This is a genomic window from Kosakonia sp. Marseille-Q7440 (assembly GCF_965119485.1).
The window spans coordinates 1-17,803 of sequence record NZ_CBCPLT010000001.1; the positions used below are offsets into that span (position 1 = coordinate 1).

Genomic DNA, 17,803 nt, shown 5'->3' on the forward strand with positions numbered 1-17,803 from the left:
GAAAGAGACGTTCCGGGCACAAAGAATTTGCCTGGCGGCAACAGCGCGGTGGTCCCACCTGACCCCATGCCGAACTCAGAAGTGAAACGCCGTAGCGCCGATGGTAGTGTGGGGTCTCCCCATGCGAGAGTAGGGAACTGCCAGGCATCAATCAAAGCCGAAAGCCTCATGCGAAAGCATGAGGCTTTTTGCGTTGTATCTTCCTGAAACACCGCAAGCGCTCCCCCTTCGGATACGGTAAACTAGCCCTGTTTTTGCATCAGGATAGCGTGAATGAATCTCTCCCTTAAGCCGTGGAACACCTTTGGTATCGAGCATAATGCCCGTCGCATTGTATGTGCCGAGAATACCCAACAACTGCTGGAAGCCTGGCAGAGTGCAGTAGAGCATCAGCAACCGGTGCTAATTCTTGGAGAGGGCAGTAATGTGCTTTTCCTGGAGGATTTTGCCGGAACCGTGATCATCAATCGCATCAAAGGCATCACTATTAGCGAAGAGGCTGATGCATGGCTTCTGCACGTTGGCGCCGGCGAGAACTGGCATCAGCTTGTGCAATTCACGCTTGAACGCGGAATGCCCGGTCTCGAAAACCTGGCGCTAATCCCGGGTTGTACGGGATCCTCACCTATCCAGAATATCGGCGCGTATGGCGTTGAGCTGCAGCGTGTCTGCGATTACGTTGATTGCGTTGAACTAAGCAGTGGCAAGCAACAGCGTTTAACCGCAAAAGAGTGCCGCTTTGGCTATCGTGACAGCATATTCAAGCATGAGTATCAGGATCGCGTTGCGATCACTGCCGTAGGATTGCGTCTGGCTAAAGCGTGGCAACCCGTACTCACCTATGGGGACTTAACCCGGCTTGATCCTGCGACGGTAACGCCACGGCAGGTCTTCGATGCCGTCTGTCATATGCGTACGAGCAAGCTGCCAGATCCCAAAATTTACGGTAATGCGGGCAGCTTCTTCAAAAATCCGGTGATCTCTGCTGAACAGTCGGTTGCCTTACTGGCTGCTAATCCTCAAGCCCCGCACTATCCACAGGCCGATGGTTCGGTAAAACTGGCCGCCGGTTGGCTTATCGATCAATGTCAGTTGAAGGGGACATCGACAGGCGGAGCTGCCGTTCATCACTTACAGGCTCTGGTGCTCATTAATGCGCATCGGGCGACAAGTGATGATGTCGTTCAGCTTGCCCATTTAGTGCGCCAGCGCGTCGGCGAAAAATTTAACGTCTGGCTGGAGCCAGAGGTGCGCTTTATTGGTCATGCCGGAGAGGTGAATGCCGTGGAGGTTATTGCGTGAAAGATAATACTATCCCATTGACGCTCATCTCAATTCTGGCGGACGGCGAGTTTCACTCCGGTGAACAGCTTGGTGAAAGCCTGGGTATGAGCCGTGCTGGAATCAATAAACATATACAGACGCTGCGGGACTGGGGTGTGGATGTGTTCACCGTACCGGGGAAAGGCTACAGCCTTCCTGAACCTATTCAACTGCTGGATGAGACTTTTATTCGTCGCGGAGTTGAGCAAGGGAGCGTGGCGGTATTGCCTGTCATTGACTCCACAAACCAATATTTGCTGGATCGTCTTGCCGGCTTGCAGTCAGGCGATGCCTGTGTCGCCGAGTATCAGCAGGCAGGCCGTGGGCGCCGCGGCCGGAAATGGGTTTCGCCTTTTGGTGCCAATCTCTATATCTCCATGTACTGGCGTCTTGAGCAAGGTCCCGCTGCTGCTATCGGCTTAAGTCTGGTGATCGGCATCGTCATGACTGAAGTATTACGCGACTTAGGTGCGGATCAGGTGCGTGTGAAATGGCCTAACGACCTTTATCTGCAGGATCGCAAACTGGCCGGCATCCTGGTCGAATTAACGGGAAAAACAGGCGATGCGGCGCAGATAGTGATCGGCGCCGGTGTGAATTTAGCCATGCGAAATGCGCAGGCAGGTGATATCAATCAGGGCTGGATCAACCTACAGGAAGCAGGCGTGCGCATCGACCGTAACGTTCTTGCGGCACGGCTTATCACCGAATTACGCAGCGCACTGCACTGTTTTGAACAAGAGGGGCTCGCGCCTTTTCTTCCCCGCTGGGAAGTGCTGGATAACTTTATTAACCGTCCGGTTAAATTGATTATTGGCGAGAAAGAGATTTTCGGTATCTCTCGCGGCATCGATTCGCAGGGGGCTTTATTGCTTGAGCAGGATGGCGTGGTTAAACCCTGGGTTGGTGGGGAAATATCGCTACGCAGCGCGGAATAACTGAAAGGGAGCAGAGATGCTCCCTTTTTTATTACTTACGCAGACGCACTTCTTCAACAGCATGATTAGCGCTTTTGGTCATAATCAGGCTCGCACGCTCGCGCGTTGGAAGGATATTCTCTTTAAGATTTAACCCGTTAATCTCTTTCCACAGCGATTGCGCAATCTCGACGGCTTCCTCTTTCGATAATTTCGCATAGTTATGGAAATAAGAATCTGGGTTAGTAAACGCCCCTTCACGGAATTTCAGGAAGCGGTTGATATACCAGTTCTGGAGCAACTCTTCAGGCGCATCGACATATATTGAAAAATCGACAAAGTCAGAGACAAATACATGGTGCGGGTCATGAGGATAATCCATACCGCTTTGCAGGACATTCAACCCTTCAAGAATCAGAATATCGGGCTGAGCAACCGTTTTGTCACCATCCGGAATGACATCATAAATCAGGTGCGAATAGACCGGCGCGGTAACATTGGTCACCCCGGATTTGATATCTGACACGAATTTCACAAGGCGATGCATATCATAGGATTGCGGAAAGCCTTTCTTCTTCATCAGACCGCGATCTTTTAGCACCTGGTTTGGATGTAAAAAACCATCGGTAGTAATGAGTTCAACGCGGCGATGTTCGGGCCAGCGGCTCAATAAGGCTTGCAGTACGCGTGCCGTGGTGCTTTTACCAACTGCTACGCTGCCGGCAATGCTAATGATATAAGGAATGCGTTGCCCATTAGTGCCAAGGAATTGTTCAAGCACGGCCTGACGGCGCAAGTTAGAGCTGATATAGAAATTGAGTAAACGGGAAAGAGGGAGATAAATTTCCGCCACTTCTTCTAAAGAAAGGTCTTCATTAATGCCTTTTAATCTTGCGATTTCGCCCTCGGTCAGCGTCATGGGAACCGAAGCACGAAGGGCAGCCCACTGGCTGCGATTAAACTGTAGGTAGGGCGTCATTAACGTTTGCTCTTTTTTACTCATACGCTTTTATCGGCCTGCCATGGCTCTCTGCGGTGCGCCTGGCGGCGCGCAACGAGAGCATCTCTTTAGATAATGCTATGGCTCGGCGTTATTAAATAAGTGGGAACAATGGGCAGGAGGTTAACACCAGATGACAGTGAATAATATGAAAAATCACACTCTGGAGAGGGTTTCCCACCCATCGGTTACACCCATTAAGGAGAATGCGCAGCCAGGCAATAAAATTAAAGGGGATGAAACGACCTTGTGGCGCACCAAATTCGCGAGCAGATATGATGTTTTTTTCCACGGTGTTGCATGAAATTACAGCATTTATTCGTGTTGTCGTGCAAAATGTGAGCGATAGAGCATTTTGTGCAATTTTTTTGTTGCATCCCTCCGCAGGTCTCCCTAGAATGCGCGCTACTTGATGCCGACTTAGCTCAGTAGGTAGAGCAACTGACTTGTAATCAGTAGGTCACCAGTTCGATTCCGGTAGTCGGCACCATCAAGTCCGGTGGGGTTCCCGAGCGGCCAAAGGGAGCAGACTGTAAATCTGCCGTCACAGACTTCGAAGGTTCGAATCCTTCCCCCACCACCATTTTCGGTTACGCTAAAACGTAACCTGAGTTGGTGTCAGTAGTGAATCAGCTCTCAGGGAGAGAATCTTCTCCCGGCAATACAGAAGCACTGGGTAGCCGAGTTTCAGGATGCGGGCATCGTATAATGGCTATTACCTCAGCCTTCCAAGCTGATGATGCGGGTTCGATTCCCGCTGCCCGCTCCAGACGTGCTGATATGGCTCAGTTGGTAGAGCGCACCCTTGGTAAGGGTGAGGTCCCCAGTTCGACTCTGGGTATCAGCACCACTTCACTTCTCCTTCCTGGTTTCTCTTCTGTTATTTAGCATTCAACGAGTCGGGCATGTTGCCTGGTTGATGTGGTGATATCACCGATTTATCCGTGTCTTAGAGGGACAATCGATGTCTAAAGAAAAGTTTGAACGTACAAAACCGCACGTTAACGTCGGTACTATCGGCCACGTTGACCATGGTAAAACAACGCTGACTGCTGCAATCACTACCGTACTGGCTAAGACCTACGGCGGTGCTGCTCGCGCATTCGACCAGATCGATAACGCGCCGGAAGAAAAAGCTCGTGGTATCACCATCAACACCTCTCACGTTGAATATGACACCCCGACTCGCCACTACGCGCACGTAGACTGCCCGGGCCACGCCGACTATGTTAAAAACATGATCACCGGTGCTGCGCAGATGGACGGCGCGATCCTGGTTGTTGCTGCGACTGACGGCCCGATGCCGCAGACCCGTGAGCACATCCTGCTGGGTCGTCAGGTAGGCGTTCCGTTCATCATCGTGTTCCTGAACAAATGTGACATGGTTGATGACGAAGAGCTGCTGGAACTGGTTGAGATGGAAGTGCGTGAGCTGCTGTCTCAGTACGACTTCCCGGGCGACGACACCCCGATCGTTCGCGGTTCCGCGCTGAAAGCGCTGGAAGGCGAAGCTGAGTGGGAAGAGAAAATCATCGAGCTGGCTGGCTACCTGGATTCCTACATCCCGGAACCAGAGCGCGCGATTGACAAGCCGTTCCTGCTGCCGATCGAAGACGTATTCTCCATCTCCGGTCGTGGTACCGTTGTTACCGGTCGTGTAGAGCGCGGTATCATCAAAGTTGGTGAAGAAGTTGAAATCGTTGGTATCAAAGACACCGCGAAATCTACCTGTACCGGCGTTGAAATGTTCCGCAAACTGCTGGACGAAGGCCGTGCTGGTGAGAACGTTGGTGTTCTGCTGCGTGGTATCAAACGTGAAGAAATCGAACGTGGTCAGGTACTGGCTAAGCCGGGTTCCATCAAGCCGCACACCAAATTCGAATCTGAAGTGTACATCCTGTCCAAAGATGAAGGCGGCCGTCATACTCCGTTCTTCAAAGGCTACCGTCCGCAGTTCTACTTCCGTACAACTGACGTGACTGGCACCATCGAACTGCCGGAAGGCGTTGAGATGGTAATGCCGGGCGACAACATCAAAATGGTTGTTACCCTGATTCACCCGATTGCGATGGACGATGGTCTGCGTTTCGCAATCCGTGAAGGCGGCCGTACCGTTGGCGCGGGCGTTGTAGCAAAAGTTCTCAGCTAATCGCTGATAACATTTGACGCAATGCGCAAGAAAAGGGCATCATTTGATGCCCTTTTTGTACGCTTTCGACCCAGAACCTGGCTCATCAGTGATTTTTTTGTCCATAATCATTGCTGAGACAGGCTCTGAAGAGGGCGTGAGTCCGAAACTCGCCAGAGCATTTCGGTTTGGTTGCCTCGCTTATGCGGGGCAAAAATGTTTGTCTGAATTCTTGTGACAGGTTGGTTTATGAGTGCGAATACCGAAGCTCAAGGGAGCGGGCGCGGCCTGGAAGCGATGAAGTGGGTTGTTGTTGCAGTACTGCTGCTCGTGGCTATCGTTGGCAACTATCTTTATCGTGACATGATGCTGCCGCTCCGCGCGCTGGCAGTTGTAATTCTGATTGCTGCAGCAGGTGGTGTCGCGCTGTTGACGACGAAGGGAAAAGCGACCGTTGCTTTTGCCCGTGAAGCGAGAACCGAAGTACGTAAAGTGATTTGGCCCACTCGTCAGGAAACATTGCACACCACGTTGATTGTGGCTGCGGTCACCGCAGTTATGTCACTGATCCTGTGGGGGCTGGATGGTATTCTGGTCCGCCTGGTTTCCTTTATCACTGGCCTGAGGTTCTGAGATGTCTGAAGCTCCTAAAAAGCGCTGGTACGTCGTTCAGGCGTTTTCCGGTTTTGAAGGCCGCGTAGCAACTTCGCTGCGTGAGCATATCAAATTACACAACATGGAAGAGTTGTTTGGCGAAGTTATGGTGCCGACCGAAGAAGTGGTCGAAATCCGTGGCGGCCAGCGTCGCAAAAGCGAACGCAAATTCTTCCCGGGCTACGTACTTGTCCAGATGGTAATGAACGACGCCAGCTGGCACCTGGTGCGCAGCGTTCCGCGCGTAATGGGCTTCATCGGTGGTACCTCCGATCGTCCGGCGCCGATTAGCGACAAAGAAGTGGATGCGATCATGAACCGCCTGCAGCAGGTTGGTGATAAGCCGCGTCCGAAAACGCTGTTCGAGCCGGGTGAAATGGTCCGCGTTAGCGATGGTCCGTTTGCCGACTTTAACGGTGTGGTTGAAGAGGTGGACTACGAGAAGTCCCGCCTGAAAGTTTCCGTCTCTATCTTCGGTCGTGCGACCCCGGTAGAGCTGGACTTCAGCCAGGTCGAAAAAGCCTAAATAATCGGCGATCAAACGTTGCACAGGGCGCGAAATTGACATACAATTTCGCGCCTTTTGTTTTTACGGGTTCTGAACCGGTAAAACAGTTTTAACCACGGGGAGCCTTTCGGGGCGCTATACCCAAACGAGGAAATTTCAATGGCTAAGAAAGTCCAGGCCTACGTCAAGCTGCAGGTTGCAGCTGGCATGGCAAACCCGAGCCCACCGGTTGGTCCGGCTCTGGGTCAGCAGGGTGTTAACATCATGGAATTCTGCAAAGCGTTCAACGCAAAAACAGAATCCATGGAAAAAGGTCTGCCGATTCCGGTTGTTATTACCGTTTACGCTGACCGTTCCTTCACTTTCGTTACCAAAACGCCTCCGGCAGCAGTTCTGCTGAAGAAAGCGGCTGGTATCAAGTCTGGTTCCGGCAAGCCGAACAAAGACAAAGTGGGCACCATCTCCCGCGCTCAGCTGCAGGAAATCGCTCAGACTAAAGCCGCGGACATGACCGGTGCTGACATTGAAGCGATGACTCGCTCAATCGAAGGTACTGCGCGTTCCATGGGCCTGGTAGTGGAGGATTAAGAAATGGCTAAACTGACCAAGCGTATGCGCGTGATCCGTGACAAAGTTGATGCGACCAAACAGTACGACATCAACGAAGCCATTGCTCTGCTGAAAGAGCTGGCCACTGCTAAATTCGTAGAAAGCGTAGACGTTGCCGTTAACCTCGGCATCGACGCACGTAAATCTGACCAGAACGTACGTGGTGCAACTGTACTGCCGCACGGTACTGGCCGTTCTGTTCGCGTAGCCGTATTTGCCCAGGGCCCGAACGCTGAAGCTGCTAAAGCAGCTGGCGCTGAGCTGGTAGGTATGGAAGATCTGGCTGACCAGATCAAAAAAGGCGAAATGAACTTTGACGTTGTTATTGCTTCCCCGGATGCAATGCGCGTTGTTGGCCAGCTGGGCCAGGTTCTGGGCCCGCGCGGCCTGATGCCGAACCCGAAAGTTGGTACTGTAACTCCGAACGTTGCTGAAGCGGTTAAAAACGCTAAAGCGGGTCAGGTTCGTTACCGTAACGACAAAAACGGCATCATCCACACCACCATCGGTAAAGTGGACTTTGACGCTGACAAACTGAAAGAAAACCTGGAGTCTCTGCTGGTTGCGCTGAAAAAAGCAAAACCGTCTCAGGCGAAAGGCGTGTACATCAAGAAAGTTAGCATCTCCACCACCATGGGTGCTGGTGTTGCGGTAGACCAGGCTGGTCTGAACGCAGCGGCGAACTAATATTCGCCTTTACGTGGGTGGCGGATTTGTCTACAATCTTCCCCCACGTTTTGCTCGCGTAAGCTAGCAAACAAACAGATTTGTTCGTTGGAGCCTGGCCTATCCAGGCCTCCGTCGAAGACCGCAGGTGTTTCGCAAGAGACTTAATTCCCTGCGTAGACGGTGACAGAACCTGAAGAATATTTTTTAAGTACTCTTTGGCTTGTTTCTGCTCACCGTATTAAGACGCTCTTTTCGTTGAAAAGAGTGAAGTGAGTTCCAGGGCATGAGCCCTGGCAAACATCCAGGAGCAAAGCTAATGGCTTTAAATCTTCAAGACAAACAAGCGATTGTTGCTGAAGTCAGCGAAGTAGCCAAAGGCGCGCTGTCTGCGGTTGTTGCGGATTCCCGTGGCGTTACCGTAGATAAAATGACCGAACTGCGTAAAGCAGGTCGCGAAGCCGGCGTTTACATGCGTGTTGTTCGCAACACCCTGCTGCGCCGTGTTGTTGAAGGTACTCAGTTCGAGTGCCTGAAAGACGCGTTCGTTGGTCCGACCCTGATTGCATATTCTATGGAACACCCGGGCGCTGCTGCTCGTCTGTTCAAAGATTTCGCGAAAGCGAATGCAAAATTTGAGGTCAAAGCCGCTGCCTTTGAAGGTGAGTTGATCCCGGCGTCCCAGATCGATCGCCTGGCAACCCTGCCGACCTACGAAGAAGCAATTGCACGCCTGATGGCAACCATGAAAGAAGCCTCTGCTGGCAAACTGGTTCGTACTCTGGCTGCTGTACGCGATGCGAAAGAAGCTGCTTAATCGCAGTTTTCTCTATAACGCATTCGCTTACGTATAAACTTATTCTGATATTCAGGAACAATTTAAATGTCTATCACTAAAGATCAAATCATTGAAGCAGTTTCCGCTATGTCCGTAATGGACGTTGTTGAACTGATCTCTGCAATGGAAGAAAAATTCGGTGTTTCTGCTGCTGCCGCTGTAGCTGTTGCTGCTGGCCCGGCTGCTGAAGCTGCTGAAGAGAAAACTGAATTCGACGTTATTCTGAAAGCTGTTGGCGCTAACAAAGTTGCTGTTATCAAAGCAGTACGTGGCGCAACTGGCCTGGGTCTGAAAGAAGCTAAAGACCTGGTAGAATCTGCTCCGGCCGCTCTGAAAGAAGGCGTGAGCAAAGATGACGCTGAAGCTCTGAAAAAATCTCTGGAAGAAGCTGGCGCTGAAGTTGAAGTTAAATAAGCCAACCCTTCCGGTTGCAGCCTGAGAAATCAGGCTGATGGCTGGTGACTTTTTGGTCACCAGCCTTTTTGCGCTGTAGAAGGCGCTGGTAGTGTTTCACACTGTTTGACTACCTGTTGCCTTTTCAATGCTTGTTTCTATCGACGACTTAATATACTGCGACAGTCGCTCGGCGCTGTGTAAATCGCAATGAAATGATTTAAGCGTGATAGCAACAAGCATTGCGGAAAGTGCTCCACTTTCCGGTCAAAAAAATAGTGTTGCACAAACTGTCCTTTCCCTGGGCAGATGGGTCGACTTGTCAGCGAGCTGAGGAACCCTATGGTTTACTCCTATACCGAGAAAAAACGTATTCGTAAGGATTTTGGTAAACGTCCACAAGTACTGGATGTTCCCTATCTCCTTTCTATCCAGCTTGACTCGTTCCAGAAGTTCATCGAGCAAGATCCTGAAGGCCAGTACGGGCTCGAAGCGGCATTCCGCTCCGTGTTCCCGATCAAGAGCTACAGCGGCAATTCGGAACTGCAATACGTCAGCTACCGTCTTGGCGAACCCGTATTTGACGTTAAAGAGTGTCAAATCCGTGGTGTGACGTACTCCGCCCCGCTGCGCGTAAAACTGCGTCTGGTGATCTACGAGCGCGAAGCGCCGGAAGGCACCGTAAAAGACATTAAAGAACAAGAAGTCTACATGGGCGAAATTCCGCTCATGACCGACAACGGTACCTTTGTTATCAACGGTACTGAGCGTGTTATCGTTTCTCAGTTGCACCGTAGCCCGGGCGTCTTCTTTGACAGCGACAAGGGTAAAACCCACTCTTCCGGTAAAGTGCTCTATAACGCACGTATCATCCCTTACCGTGGGTCCTGGCTGGACTTTGAGTTCGATCCGAAAGACAACCTGTTCGTTCGTATCGACCGTCGTCGTAAGCTGCCGGCAACCATCATTCTGCGCGCGCTGAACTACACCACTGAACAGATCCTTGACCTGTTCTTTGAGAAAGTGGTCTTTGAGATCCGCGACAACAAGCTGCAGATGGAACTGGTACCGGAACGCCTGCGTGGCGAAACCGCCTCCTTCGATATCGAAGCCAACGGCAAAATGTATGTTGAGAAAGGCCGCCGCATCACCGCGCGCCACATTCGTCAGCTGGAAAAAGACGAAATTCAACATATCGAAGTGCCGGTTGAGTACATCGCAGGCAAAGTTGCGGCGAAAGACTACGTTGACGAATCCACTGGCGAGCTGATCTGCCCGGCTAACATGGAGCTGTCGCTCGATCTGCTGGCTAAACTGAGCCAGGCCGGTCATAAACGTATCGAAACGCTGTTCACCAACGATCTGGATCACGGCCCGTACATCTCTGAAACCGTACGCGTCGACCCAACTAACGATCGTCTGAGCGCGCTGGTAGAAATCTACCGCATGATGCGCCCGGGTGAGCCGCCGACTCGCGAAGCGGCTGAAAGCCTGTTCGAAAACCTGTTCTTCTCCGAAGACCGCTACGACCTTTCTGCGGTAGGCCGCATGAAGTTCAACCGTTCTCTGCTGCGCGACAGCATTGAAGGTTCCGGTATCCTGAGCAACGACGACATCATCGAAGTGATGAAGAAGCTCATCGGTATCCGTAACGGCATCGGTGAAGTGGATGATATCGACCACCTCGGCAACCGTCGTATCCGTTCCGTAGGCGAAATGGCGGAAAACCAATTCCGCGTTGGCCTGGTGCGTGTAGAGCGTGCGGTGAAAGAGCGTCTCTCTCTGGGCGATCTGGATACCCTGATGCCGCAGGACATGATCAACGCCAAGCCGATTTCGGCGGCGGTGAAAGAGTTCTTCGGTTCCAGCCAGCTCTCCCAGTTTATGGATCAGAACAACCCGCTGTCTGAGATTACGCACAAACGTCGTATCTCTGCACTTGGCCCGGGCGGTCTGACCCGTGAGCGCGCAGGCTTTGAAGTTCGAGACGTACACCCGACTCACTACGGTCGCGTATGTCCAATCGAAACGCCTGAAGGTCCGAACATCGGTCTGATTAACTCCCTGTCCGTCTATGCACAGACTAACGAATATGGCTTCCTCGAAACGCCGTACCGTAAAGTGACTGACGGCGTGGTGACTGACGAGATCCATTACCTCTCTGCAATTGAAGAGGGTAACTACGTTATCGCTCAGGCGAACACCAACCTGACGGAAGAAGGGCGTTTTGCAGAAGATCTGGTAACCTGCCGCAGCAAAGGCGAATCAAGCCTCTTCAGCGCAGACCAGGTTGACTACATGGACGTATCCACCCAGCAGGTGGTTTCCGTCGGTGCATCCCTGATCCCGTTCCTGGAACACGATGACGCCAACCGTGCATTGATGGGTGCGAACATGCAACGTCAGGCGGTTCCGACTCTGCGCGCTGATAAGCCGCTGGTTGGTACCGGTATGGAACGTGCTGTTGCCGTTGACTCCGGCGTAACTGCCGTTGCGAAACGTGGCGGTACCGTTCAGTACGTGGATGCTTCCCGTATCGTTATCAAAGTTAACGAAGACGAGATGTACCCGGGCGAAGCAGGTATCGACATCTACAACCTGACCAAATACACCCGTTCTAACCAGAACACCTGCATCAACCAGATGCCGTGTGTTTACCTGGGTGAACCGATTGAGCGCGGCGACGTGCTGGCAGACGGTCCGTCCACCGACCTCGGTGAACTGGCGCTCGGTCAGAACATGCGCGTAGCGTTCATGCCGTGGAACGGTTACAACTTCGAAGACTCCATCCTCGTCTCCGAGCGTGTGGTTCAGGAAGATCGTTTCACCACTATTCACATCCAGGAACTGGCTTGTGTGTCCCGTGACACCAAACTGGGGCCGGAAGAGATCACCGCTGACATCCCGAACGTGGGTGAAGCTGCGCTCTCCAAACTGGATGAATCCGGTATCGTTTACATCGGTGCAGAAGTGACCGGCGGCGACATTCTGGTTGGTAAGGTAACGCCGAAAGGTGAAACCCAGCTGACGCCAGAAGAGAAACTGCTGCGCGCGATCTTCGGTGAGAAAGCGTCTGACGTTAAAGACTCTTCTCTGCGCGTACCAAACGGTGTTTCCGGTACGGTTATCGACGTTCAGGTCTTCACCCGCGATGGCGTGGAAAAAGACAAACGTGCGCTGGAAATCGAAGAGATGCAGCTCAAACAGGCGAAGAAAGACCTGTCTGAAGAACTGCAGATCCTCGAAGCTGGCCTGTTCAGCCGTATCCACTCCGTGCTGGTATCCGGTGGCGTTGAAGCTGAGAAGCTCGACAAACTGCCGCGCGACCGCTGGCTGGAACTCGGCCTGACCGACGAAGCGAAACAGAATCAGCTGGAACAGCTGGCTGAGCAGTACGACGAACTGAAACACGAGTTCGAGAAAAAACTCGAAGCGAAACGCCGTAAGATCACTCAGGGCGACGATCTGGCACCGGGCGTGCTGAAGATTGTTAAGGTTTATCTGGCCGTTAAACGTCAGATCCAGCCTGGTGATAAGATGGCAGGTCGTCACGGTAACAAGGGTGTTATCTCCAAGATCAACCCGATCGAAGATATGCCATACGATGAAAACGGCACGCCGGTAGACATCGTACTGAACCCGCTGGGCGTACCGTCTCGTATGAACATCGGTCAGATCCTTGAAACCCACCTGGGTATGGCTGCGAAAGGTATTGGCGACAAGATTAACGCCATGCTGAAACAGCAGCAGGAAGTCGCGAAACTGCGCGAGTTCATCCAGCGTGCATACGACCTGGGCGCTGACGTTCGTCAGAAAGTCGACCTGAGCACCTTCAGCGATGACGAAGTGCTGCGTCTGGCTGAAAACCTGCGTAAAGGCATGCCGATCGCAACGCCGGTCTTCGACGGTGCGAAAGAGTCTGAAATCAAGGAACTGTTACAGCTGGGTGGCCTGCCGACTTCCGGTCAGATCACACTGTTCGACGGTCGTACCGGTGAGCAGTTCGAGCGCCAGGTTACCGTTGGCTACATGTACATGCTGAAACTGAACCACCTGGTTGATGACAAAATGCATGCGCGTTCCACCGGTTCCTACAGCCTGGTTACTCAGCAGCCGCTGGGTGGTAAGGCGCAGTTCGGTGGTCAGCGCTTCGGGGAGATGGAAGTGTGGGCGCTGGAAGCATATGGCGCGGCATACACCCTGCAGGAAATGCTCACCGTTAAGTCTGATGACGTGAATGGTCGTACCAAGATGTATAAGAACATCGTGGACGGCAACCATCAGATGGAACCGGGGATGCCAGAGTCCTTCAACGTACTGTTGAAAGAGATTCGTTCGCTGGGTATCAACATCGAGCTGGAAGACGAGTAACTCTCGCTCAAACAGGTCACTGGTGCCGGGGTAACACCCGGCACCAGATTGTGCTAACTCCGACGGGAGCAAATCCGTGAAAGACTTATTAAAGTTTCTGAAAGCGCAAACTAAAACCGAAGAGTTTGATGCGATCAAAATTGCTCTGGCTTCGCCAGACATGATCCGTTCATGGTCTTTTGGTGAAGTTAAGAAGCCAGAAACCATCAACTACCGTACGTTCAAACCTGAGCGTGACGGCCTTTTCTGTGCGCGTATTTTCGGGCCAGTAAAAGATTACGAGTGCCTGTGCGGTAAGTACAAGCGCCTGAAACACCGCGGTGTGATCTGTGAGAAGTGCGGCGTTGAAGTGACCCAGACTAAAGTGCGTCGTGAGCGCATGGGCCACATCGAACTGGCTTCCCCGACCGCGCACATTTGGTTCCTGAAATCACTGCCGTCCCGTATCGGTCTGCTGCTGGATATGCCGCTGCGTGATATCGAACGCGTTCTCTACTTCGAATCCTATGTGGTTATCGAAGGTGGGATGACCAACCTGGAACGTAACCAGATCCTGACTGAAGAGCAGTATCTGGACGCGCTGGAAGAGTTCGGTGACGAATTCGACGCGAAGATGGGCGCCGAAGCGATCCAGGCCCTGCTGAAAAGCATGGATCTGGAGCAAGAGTGCGAACAGCTGCGTGAAGAGCTGAACGAAACCAACTCCGAAACCAAACGTAAGAAGCTGACCAAGCGTATCAAACTGCTGGAAGCCTTCGTACAGTCCGGTAACAAGCCGGAGTGGATGATCCTGACCGTTCTGCCAGTGCTGCCGCCGGACCTGCGTCCGCTGGTTCCGCTGGACGGTGGTCGTTTCGCAACGTCGGATCTGAACGATCTCTACCGTCGCGTGATCAACCGTAACAACCGTCTGAAACGTCTGCTTGATCTGGCGGCGCCGGACATCATCGTACGCAACGAAAAACGTATGCTGCAGGAAGCGGTCGACGCCCTGCTGGATAACGGCCGTCGCGGTCGTGCGATCACCGGTTCCAACAAGCGTCCGCTGAAATCTTTGGCCGATATGATCAAAGGTAAGCAGGGTCGTTTCCGTCAGAACCTGCTCGGTAAGCGTGTTGACTACTCCGGTCGTTCTGTAATCACCGTAGGTCCATACCTGCGTCTGCATCAGTGCGGTCTGCCGAAGAAAATGGCGCTGGAGCTGTTCAAACCGTTCATTTACGGCAAGCTGGAACTGCGTGGCCTCGCCACCACCATCAAAGCCGCGAAGAAAATGGTTGAGCGCGAAGAAGCTGTCGTTTGGGATATCCTGGACGAAGTTATCCGCGAACACCCGGTACTGCTGAACCGTGCACCAACACTGCACCGTCTGGGTATCCAGGCGTTTGAACCGGTACTGATCGAAGGTAAAGCGATCCAGCTGCACCCGCTGGTTTGTGCGGCATACAACGCCGACTTCGATGGTGACCAGATGGCTGTTCACGTACCGCTGACGCTGGAAGCCCAGCTGGAAGCGCGTGCGCTGATGATGTCTACCAACAACATCCTGTCTCCGGCTAACGGCGAACCAATCATCGTTCCGTCTCAGGACGTTGTACTGGGTCTCTACTACATGACCCGTGACTGTGTTAACGCCAAAGGCGAAGGCATGGTGCTGACTGGCCCGAAAGAAGCTGAGCGTATTTACCGCGCTGGCCTGGCCTCTCTGCATGCGCGCGTTAAAGTGCGTATCACCGAATATGAAAAAGATGCTAACGGCGAGTTCGTTGCGACCACCAGCCTGAAAGACACGACCGTTGGCCGTGCCATTCTGTGGATGATCGTACCGAAAGGTCTGCCTTTCTCCATCGTCAACCAGGCGCTGGGCAAGAAAGCGATCTCCAAAATGCTGAACACCTGTTACCGCATTCTGGGTCTGAAGCCGACCGTTATCTTCGCTGACCAGACGATGTACACCGGCTTTGCTTATGCAGCGCGTTCAGGTGCATCCGTTGGTATCGATGACATGGTCATCCCGGAGAAGAAACACGAGATCATCTCTGAAGCGGAAGCTGAAGTTGCTGAGATCCAGGAGCAGTTCCAGTCTGGTCTGGTAACCGCGGGCGAACGCTATAACAAAGTTATCGATATTTGGGCCGCAGCGAACGATCGCGTATCCAAAGCGATGATGGATAACCTGCAGACTGAAACCGTTATTAACCGTGACGGCGTTGAAGAGCAGCAGGTTTCCTTTAACAGCATCTACATGATGGCCGACTCCGGTGCGCGTGGTTCTGCAGCCCAGATTCGTCAGCTTGCTGGTATGCGTGGTCTGATGGCGAAGCCGGATGGCTCCATCATCGAAACGCCGATCACCGCGAACTTCCGTGAAGGTCTGAACGTACTCCAGTACTTCATCTCCACGCACGGTGCGCGTAAAGGTCTGGCGGATACCGCACTGAAAACCGCGAACTCCGGTTACCTGACCCGTCGTCTGGTTGACGTGGCACAGGATCTGGTTGTAACCGAAGACGATTGTGGCACCCTCGAAGGGATCACCATGACGCCGGTTATCGAAGGTGGCGACGTTAAAGAGCCGCTGCGCGATCGCGTTCTGGGTCGTGTGACCGCTGAAGACATTCTGAAGCCGGGCACCGCAGACATTCTGGTTCCGCGCAACACGCTGCTGCACGAACAGTGGTGTGACCTGCTGGAAGCGAACTCTGTCGACTCCGTGAAAGTGCGTTCCGTTGTATCCTGCGACACCGACTTTGGTGTGTGCGCCCACTGCTATGGTCGTGACCTGGCGCGTGGCCACATCATCAACAAAGGTGAAGCAATCGGCGTTATCGCAGCACAGTCCATCGGTGAGCCGGGTACACAGCTGACGATGCGTACGTTCCACATCGGTGGTGCGGCATCGCGTGCGGCTGCTGAATCCAGCATTCAGGTGAAAAACAAAGGTAGCATCCGTCTGAGCAATGCGAAGTCGGTTGTTAACTCCAGCGGTAAGCTGGTGGTCACCTCCCGTAACACTGAGCTGAAACTGATCGACGAATTCGGTCGTACCAAAGAGAGCTATAAAGTGCCTTACGGTGCGGTGATGGCGAAGGGTGATGGCGAGCAGGTTGCCGGCGGCGAAACCGTTGCAAACTGGGATCCGCATACCATGCCGGTAATCACCGAAGTGGCTGGTTTCATCCGCTTCACCGACATGATCGATGGTCAGACGATTACCCGTCAGACCGACGAACTGACCGGTCTCTCTTCGCTGGTGGTTCTGGACTCTGCAGAGCGTACCGCTGGCGGTAAAGACCTGCGTCCGGCACTGAAAATCGTTGATGCCAATGGCAACGACGTACTGATCCCAGGCACCGATATGCCTGCCCAGTACTTCCTGCCGGGTAAAGCGATTGTTCAGCTGGAAGATGGCGTACAGATCAGCTCCGGTGACACCCTGGCACGTATTCCGCAGGAATCCGGCGGTACCAAGGATATTACCGGTGGTCTGCCGCGCGTTGCGGACCTGTTCGAAGCACGTCGTCCGAAAGAGCCGGCAATCCTGGCTGAAATCAGCGGTATCATCTCCTTCGGTAAAGAGACCAAAGGGAAACGCCGTCTGGTGATCACGCCGGTTGACGGTAGCGATCCGTACGAAGAGATGATCCCGAAATGGCGTCAGCTCAACGTGTTTGAAGGTGAACGTGTAGAACGTGGTGACGTGGTTTCCGACGGTCCGGAAGCACCGCACGACATTCTGCGTCTTCGTGGCGTACACGCGGTAACGCGTTATATCACCAACGAAGTACAGGACGTTTACCGTCTGCAGGGCGTTAAGATCAACGATAAGCACATCGAAGTTATCGTTCGTCAGATGCTGCGTAAAGCCACCATCGTGAACGCGGGCAGCTCCGAGTTCCTGGAAGGCGAGCAGGTTGAATACTCTCGCGTCAAGATTGCTAACCGCGATCTCGAATCGAACGGCAAAATCAGTGCAACCTATGCACGCGATCTGCTGGGTATCACCAAAGCGTCTCTGGCGACCGAGTCCTTCATCTCCGCGGCATCGTTCCAGGAGACGACTCGTGTGCTTACCGAAGCAGCCGTTGCAGGCAAACGCGACGAACTGCGCGGTCTGAAAGAGAACGTTATCGTGGGTCGTCTGATCCCGGCCGGTACCGGTTATGCGTACCACCAGGATCGTATGCGCCGTCGCGCCGCTGGCGAACTGCCGGCAGCACCGCAGGTCACTGCGGAAGACGCGTCCGCGAGCCTTGCAGAACTGCTGAACGCAGGTCTGGGTGGTTCCGACAACGAGTAATCGTTTCTCGTCCTAAAAACCCGCTTCGGCGGGTTTTTTTATGCCCGAAATCCGCTAAACCGGTCCTCGATCGCGTTTCAGGACGCCCGCCGCACA

Annotated in this window: 12 protein-coding genes, 4 tRNA genes and 1 rRNA gene; 16 read left to right on the forward strand and 1 reads right to left on the reverse strand. The window is 53.1% G+C overall.

All coding sequences use genetic code 11. The features are described 5' to 3' along the window. Window positions 1–30 precede the first annotated feature (30 nt). From rrf to birA, 3 genes are all read left to right on the forward strand, one after another. A 5S ribosomal RNA gene (gene rrf, locus ACWPW2_RS00005) occupies window positions 31–146 on the forward strand. 127 nt (window positions 147–273) lie between these two features. After that, window positions 274–1,302: a UDP-N-acetylmuramate dehydrogenase gene (gene murB / locus ACWPW2_RS00010; RefSeq protein ID WP_454121206.1), complete on the forward strand. Its 1,029-nt coding sequence runs from the start codon at window positions 274–276 to the stop codon at window positions 1,300–1,302. Next, a complete protein-coding gene (birA, locus tag ACWPW2_RS00015; RefSeq protein ID WP_312123069.1) occupies window positions 1,299–2,261 on the forward strand; it encodes a bifunctional biotin--[acetyl-CoA-carboxylase] ligase/biotin operon repressor BirA in 963 nt (320 codons plus the stop codon). Before murB ends, birA begins: the two co-directional genes overlap by 4 nt. Window positions 2,262–2,292: 31 nt before the next feature. Here the strand turns inward: birA and coaA are convergent, their stop codons facing one another. Continuing rightward, entirely contained in the window at window positions 2,293–3,243 is a 951-nt protein-coding gene (coaA, locus tag ACWPW2_RS00020; protein ID WP_034812588.1) for a type I pantothenate kinase, read from the reverse strand. Between the two features lie 411 nt (window positions 3,244–3,654). On the opposite strand from coaA, the gene ACWPW2_RS00025 reads away from it, so the two are divergent. The 13 genes from ACWPW2_RS00025 to rpoC all read left to right on the forward strand — a co-directional run bounded on the left by ACWPW2_RS00025 (window position 3,655) and on the right by rpoC (window position 17,707). Continuing rightward, window positions 3,655–3,730, forward strand: a tRNA-Thr gene (locus ACWPW2_RS00025). 8 nt (window positions 3,731–3,738) lie between these two features. After that, window positions 3,739–3,823: transfer RNA gene (locus tag ACWPW2_RS00030), tRNA-Tyr, on the forward strand. 111 nt (window positions 3,824–3,934) lie between these two features. Beyond that, window positions 3,935–4,009: transfer RNA gene (locus ACWPW2_RS00035), tRNA-Gly, on the forward strand. 5 nt (window positions 4,010–4,014) lie between these two features. Continuing rightward, window positions 4,015–4,090 (forward strand) — tRNA-Thr (locus tag ACWPW2_RS00040). Window positions 4,091–4,204: 114 nt separating this feature from the next. After that, window positions 4,205–5,389 carry an elongation factor Tu gene (gene tuf / locus ACWPW2_RS00045; protein ID WP_076768836.1) on the forward strand — a complete coding sequence of 395 codons (1,185 nt, stop codon included), beginning with the start codon at window positions 4,205–4,207 and terminating at the stop codon, window positions 5,387–5,389. Window positions 5,390–5,617: 228 nt separating this feature from the next. Further along, window positions 5,618–6,001, forward strand: coding sequence for a preprotein translocase subunit SecE (secE, locus tag ACWPW2_RS00050; protein WP_003033128.1), 384 nt, complete (start codon window positions 5,618–5,620; stop codon window positions 5,999–6,001). A 1-nt stretch (window position 6,002) separates the two neighbouring features. After that, the gene (gene nusG / locus ACWPW2_RS00055) at window positions 6,003–6,548 is read left to right on the forward strand and encodes a transcription termination/antitermination protein NusG (protein ID WP_006816549.1); all 546 of its coding nucleotides are present in this window, start codon (window positions 6,003–6,005) and stop codon (window positions 6,546–6,548) included. Window positions 6,549–6,689: 141 nt separating this feature from the next. Further along, complete coding sequence (gene rplK, locus ACWPW2_RS00060; RefSeq protein WP_023479393.1) at window positions 6,690–7,118, forward strand: 50S ribosomal protein L11; 429 nt, start codon at window positions 6,690–6,692, stop codon at window positions 7,116–7,118. Between the two features lie 3 nt (window positions 7,119–7,121). Beyond that, on the forward strand, window positions 7,122–7,826 hold the full coding sequence (rplA, locus tag ACWPW2_RS00065; RefSeq protein WP_023479399.1) for a 50S ribosomal protein L1: 705 nt from the start codon (window positions 7,122–7,124) through the stop codon (window positions 7,824–7,826). 298 nt (window positions 7,827–8,124) lie between these two features. After that, on the forward strand, window positions 8,125–8,622 hold the full coding sequence (gene rplJ / locus ACWPW2_RS00070) for a 50S ribosomal protein L10 (protein WP_007704673.1): 498 nt from the start codon (window positions 8,125–8,127) through the stop codon (window positions 8,620–8,622). A gap of 66 nt (window positions 8,623–8,688) precedes the next feature. Then, the gene (rplL, locus tag ACWPW2_RS00075; RefSeq protein WP_023479395.1) at window positions 8,689–9,057 is read left to right on the forward strand and encodes a 50S ribosomal protein L7/L12; all 369 of its coding nucleotides are present in this window, start codon (window positions 8,689–8,691) and stop codon (window positions 9,055–9,057) included. 321 nt (window positions 9,058–9,378) lie between these two features. Further along, entirely contained in the window at window positions 9,379–13,407 is a 4,029-nt protein-coding gene (gene rpoB / locus ACWPW2_RS00080) for a DNA-directed RNA polymerase subunit beta (protein WP_023479402.1), read from the forward strand. Between the two features lie 76 nt (window positions 13,408–13,483). Next, window positions 13,484–17,707, forward strand: coding sequence for a DNA-directed RNA polymerase subunit beta' (gene rpoC, locus ACWPW2_RS00085; protein ID WP_023479382.1), 4,224 nt, complete (start codon window positions 13,484–13,486; stop codon window positions 17,705–17,707). Window positions 17,708–17,803: the final 96 nt, after the last annotated feature.

Coding starts and splice junctions, on each gene's coding strand:
- murB (WP_454121206.1), top strand. CDS start 274: ATGAATCTCTCCCTTAAGCCGTGGAACACCTTTGGTATCGAGCATAAT.
- coaA (WP_034812588.1), bottom strand. CDS start 3,243: ATGAGTAAAAAAGAGCAAACGTTAATGACGCCCTACCTACAGTTTAAT.
- tuf (WP_076768836.1), top strand. CDS start 4,205: ATGTCTAAAGAAAAGTTTGAACGTACAAAACCGCACGTTAACGTCGGT.
- secE (WP_003033128.1), top strand. CDS start 5,618: ATGAGTGCGAATACCGAAGCTCAAGGGAGCGGGCGCGGCCTGGAAGCG.
- nusG (WP_006816549.1), top strand. CDS start 6,003: ATGTCTGAAGCTCCTAAAAAGCGCTGGTACGTCGTTCAGGCGTTTTCC.
- rplK (WP_023479393.1), top strand. CDS start 6,690: ATGGCTAAGAAAGTCCAGGCCTACGTCAAGCTGCAGGTTGCAGCTGGC.
- rplA (WP_023479399.1), top strand. CDS start 7,122: ATGGCTAAACTGACCAAGCGTATGCGCGTGATCCGTGACAAAGTTGAT.
- rplJ (WP_007704673.1), top strand. CDS start 8,125: ATGGCTTTAAATCTTCAAGACAAACAAGCGATTGTTGCTGAAGTCAGC.
- rplL (WP_023479395.1), top strand. CDS start 8,689: ATGTCTATCACTAAAGATCAAATCATTGAAGCAGTTTCCGCTATGTCC.
- rpoB (WP_023479402.1), top strand. CDS start 9,379: ATGGTTTACTCCTATACCGAGAAAAAACGTATTCGTAAGGATTTTGGT.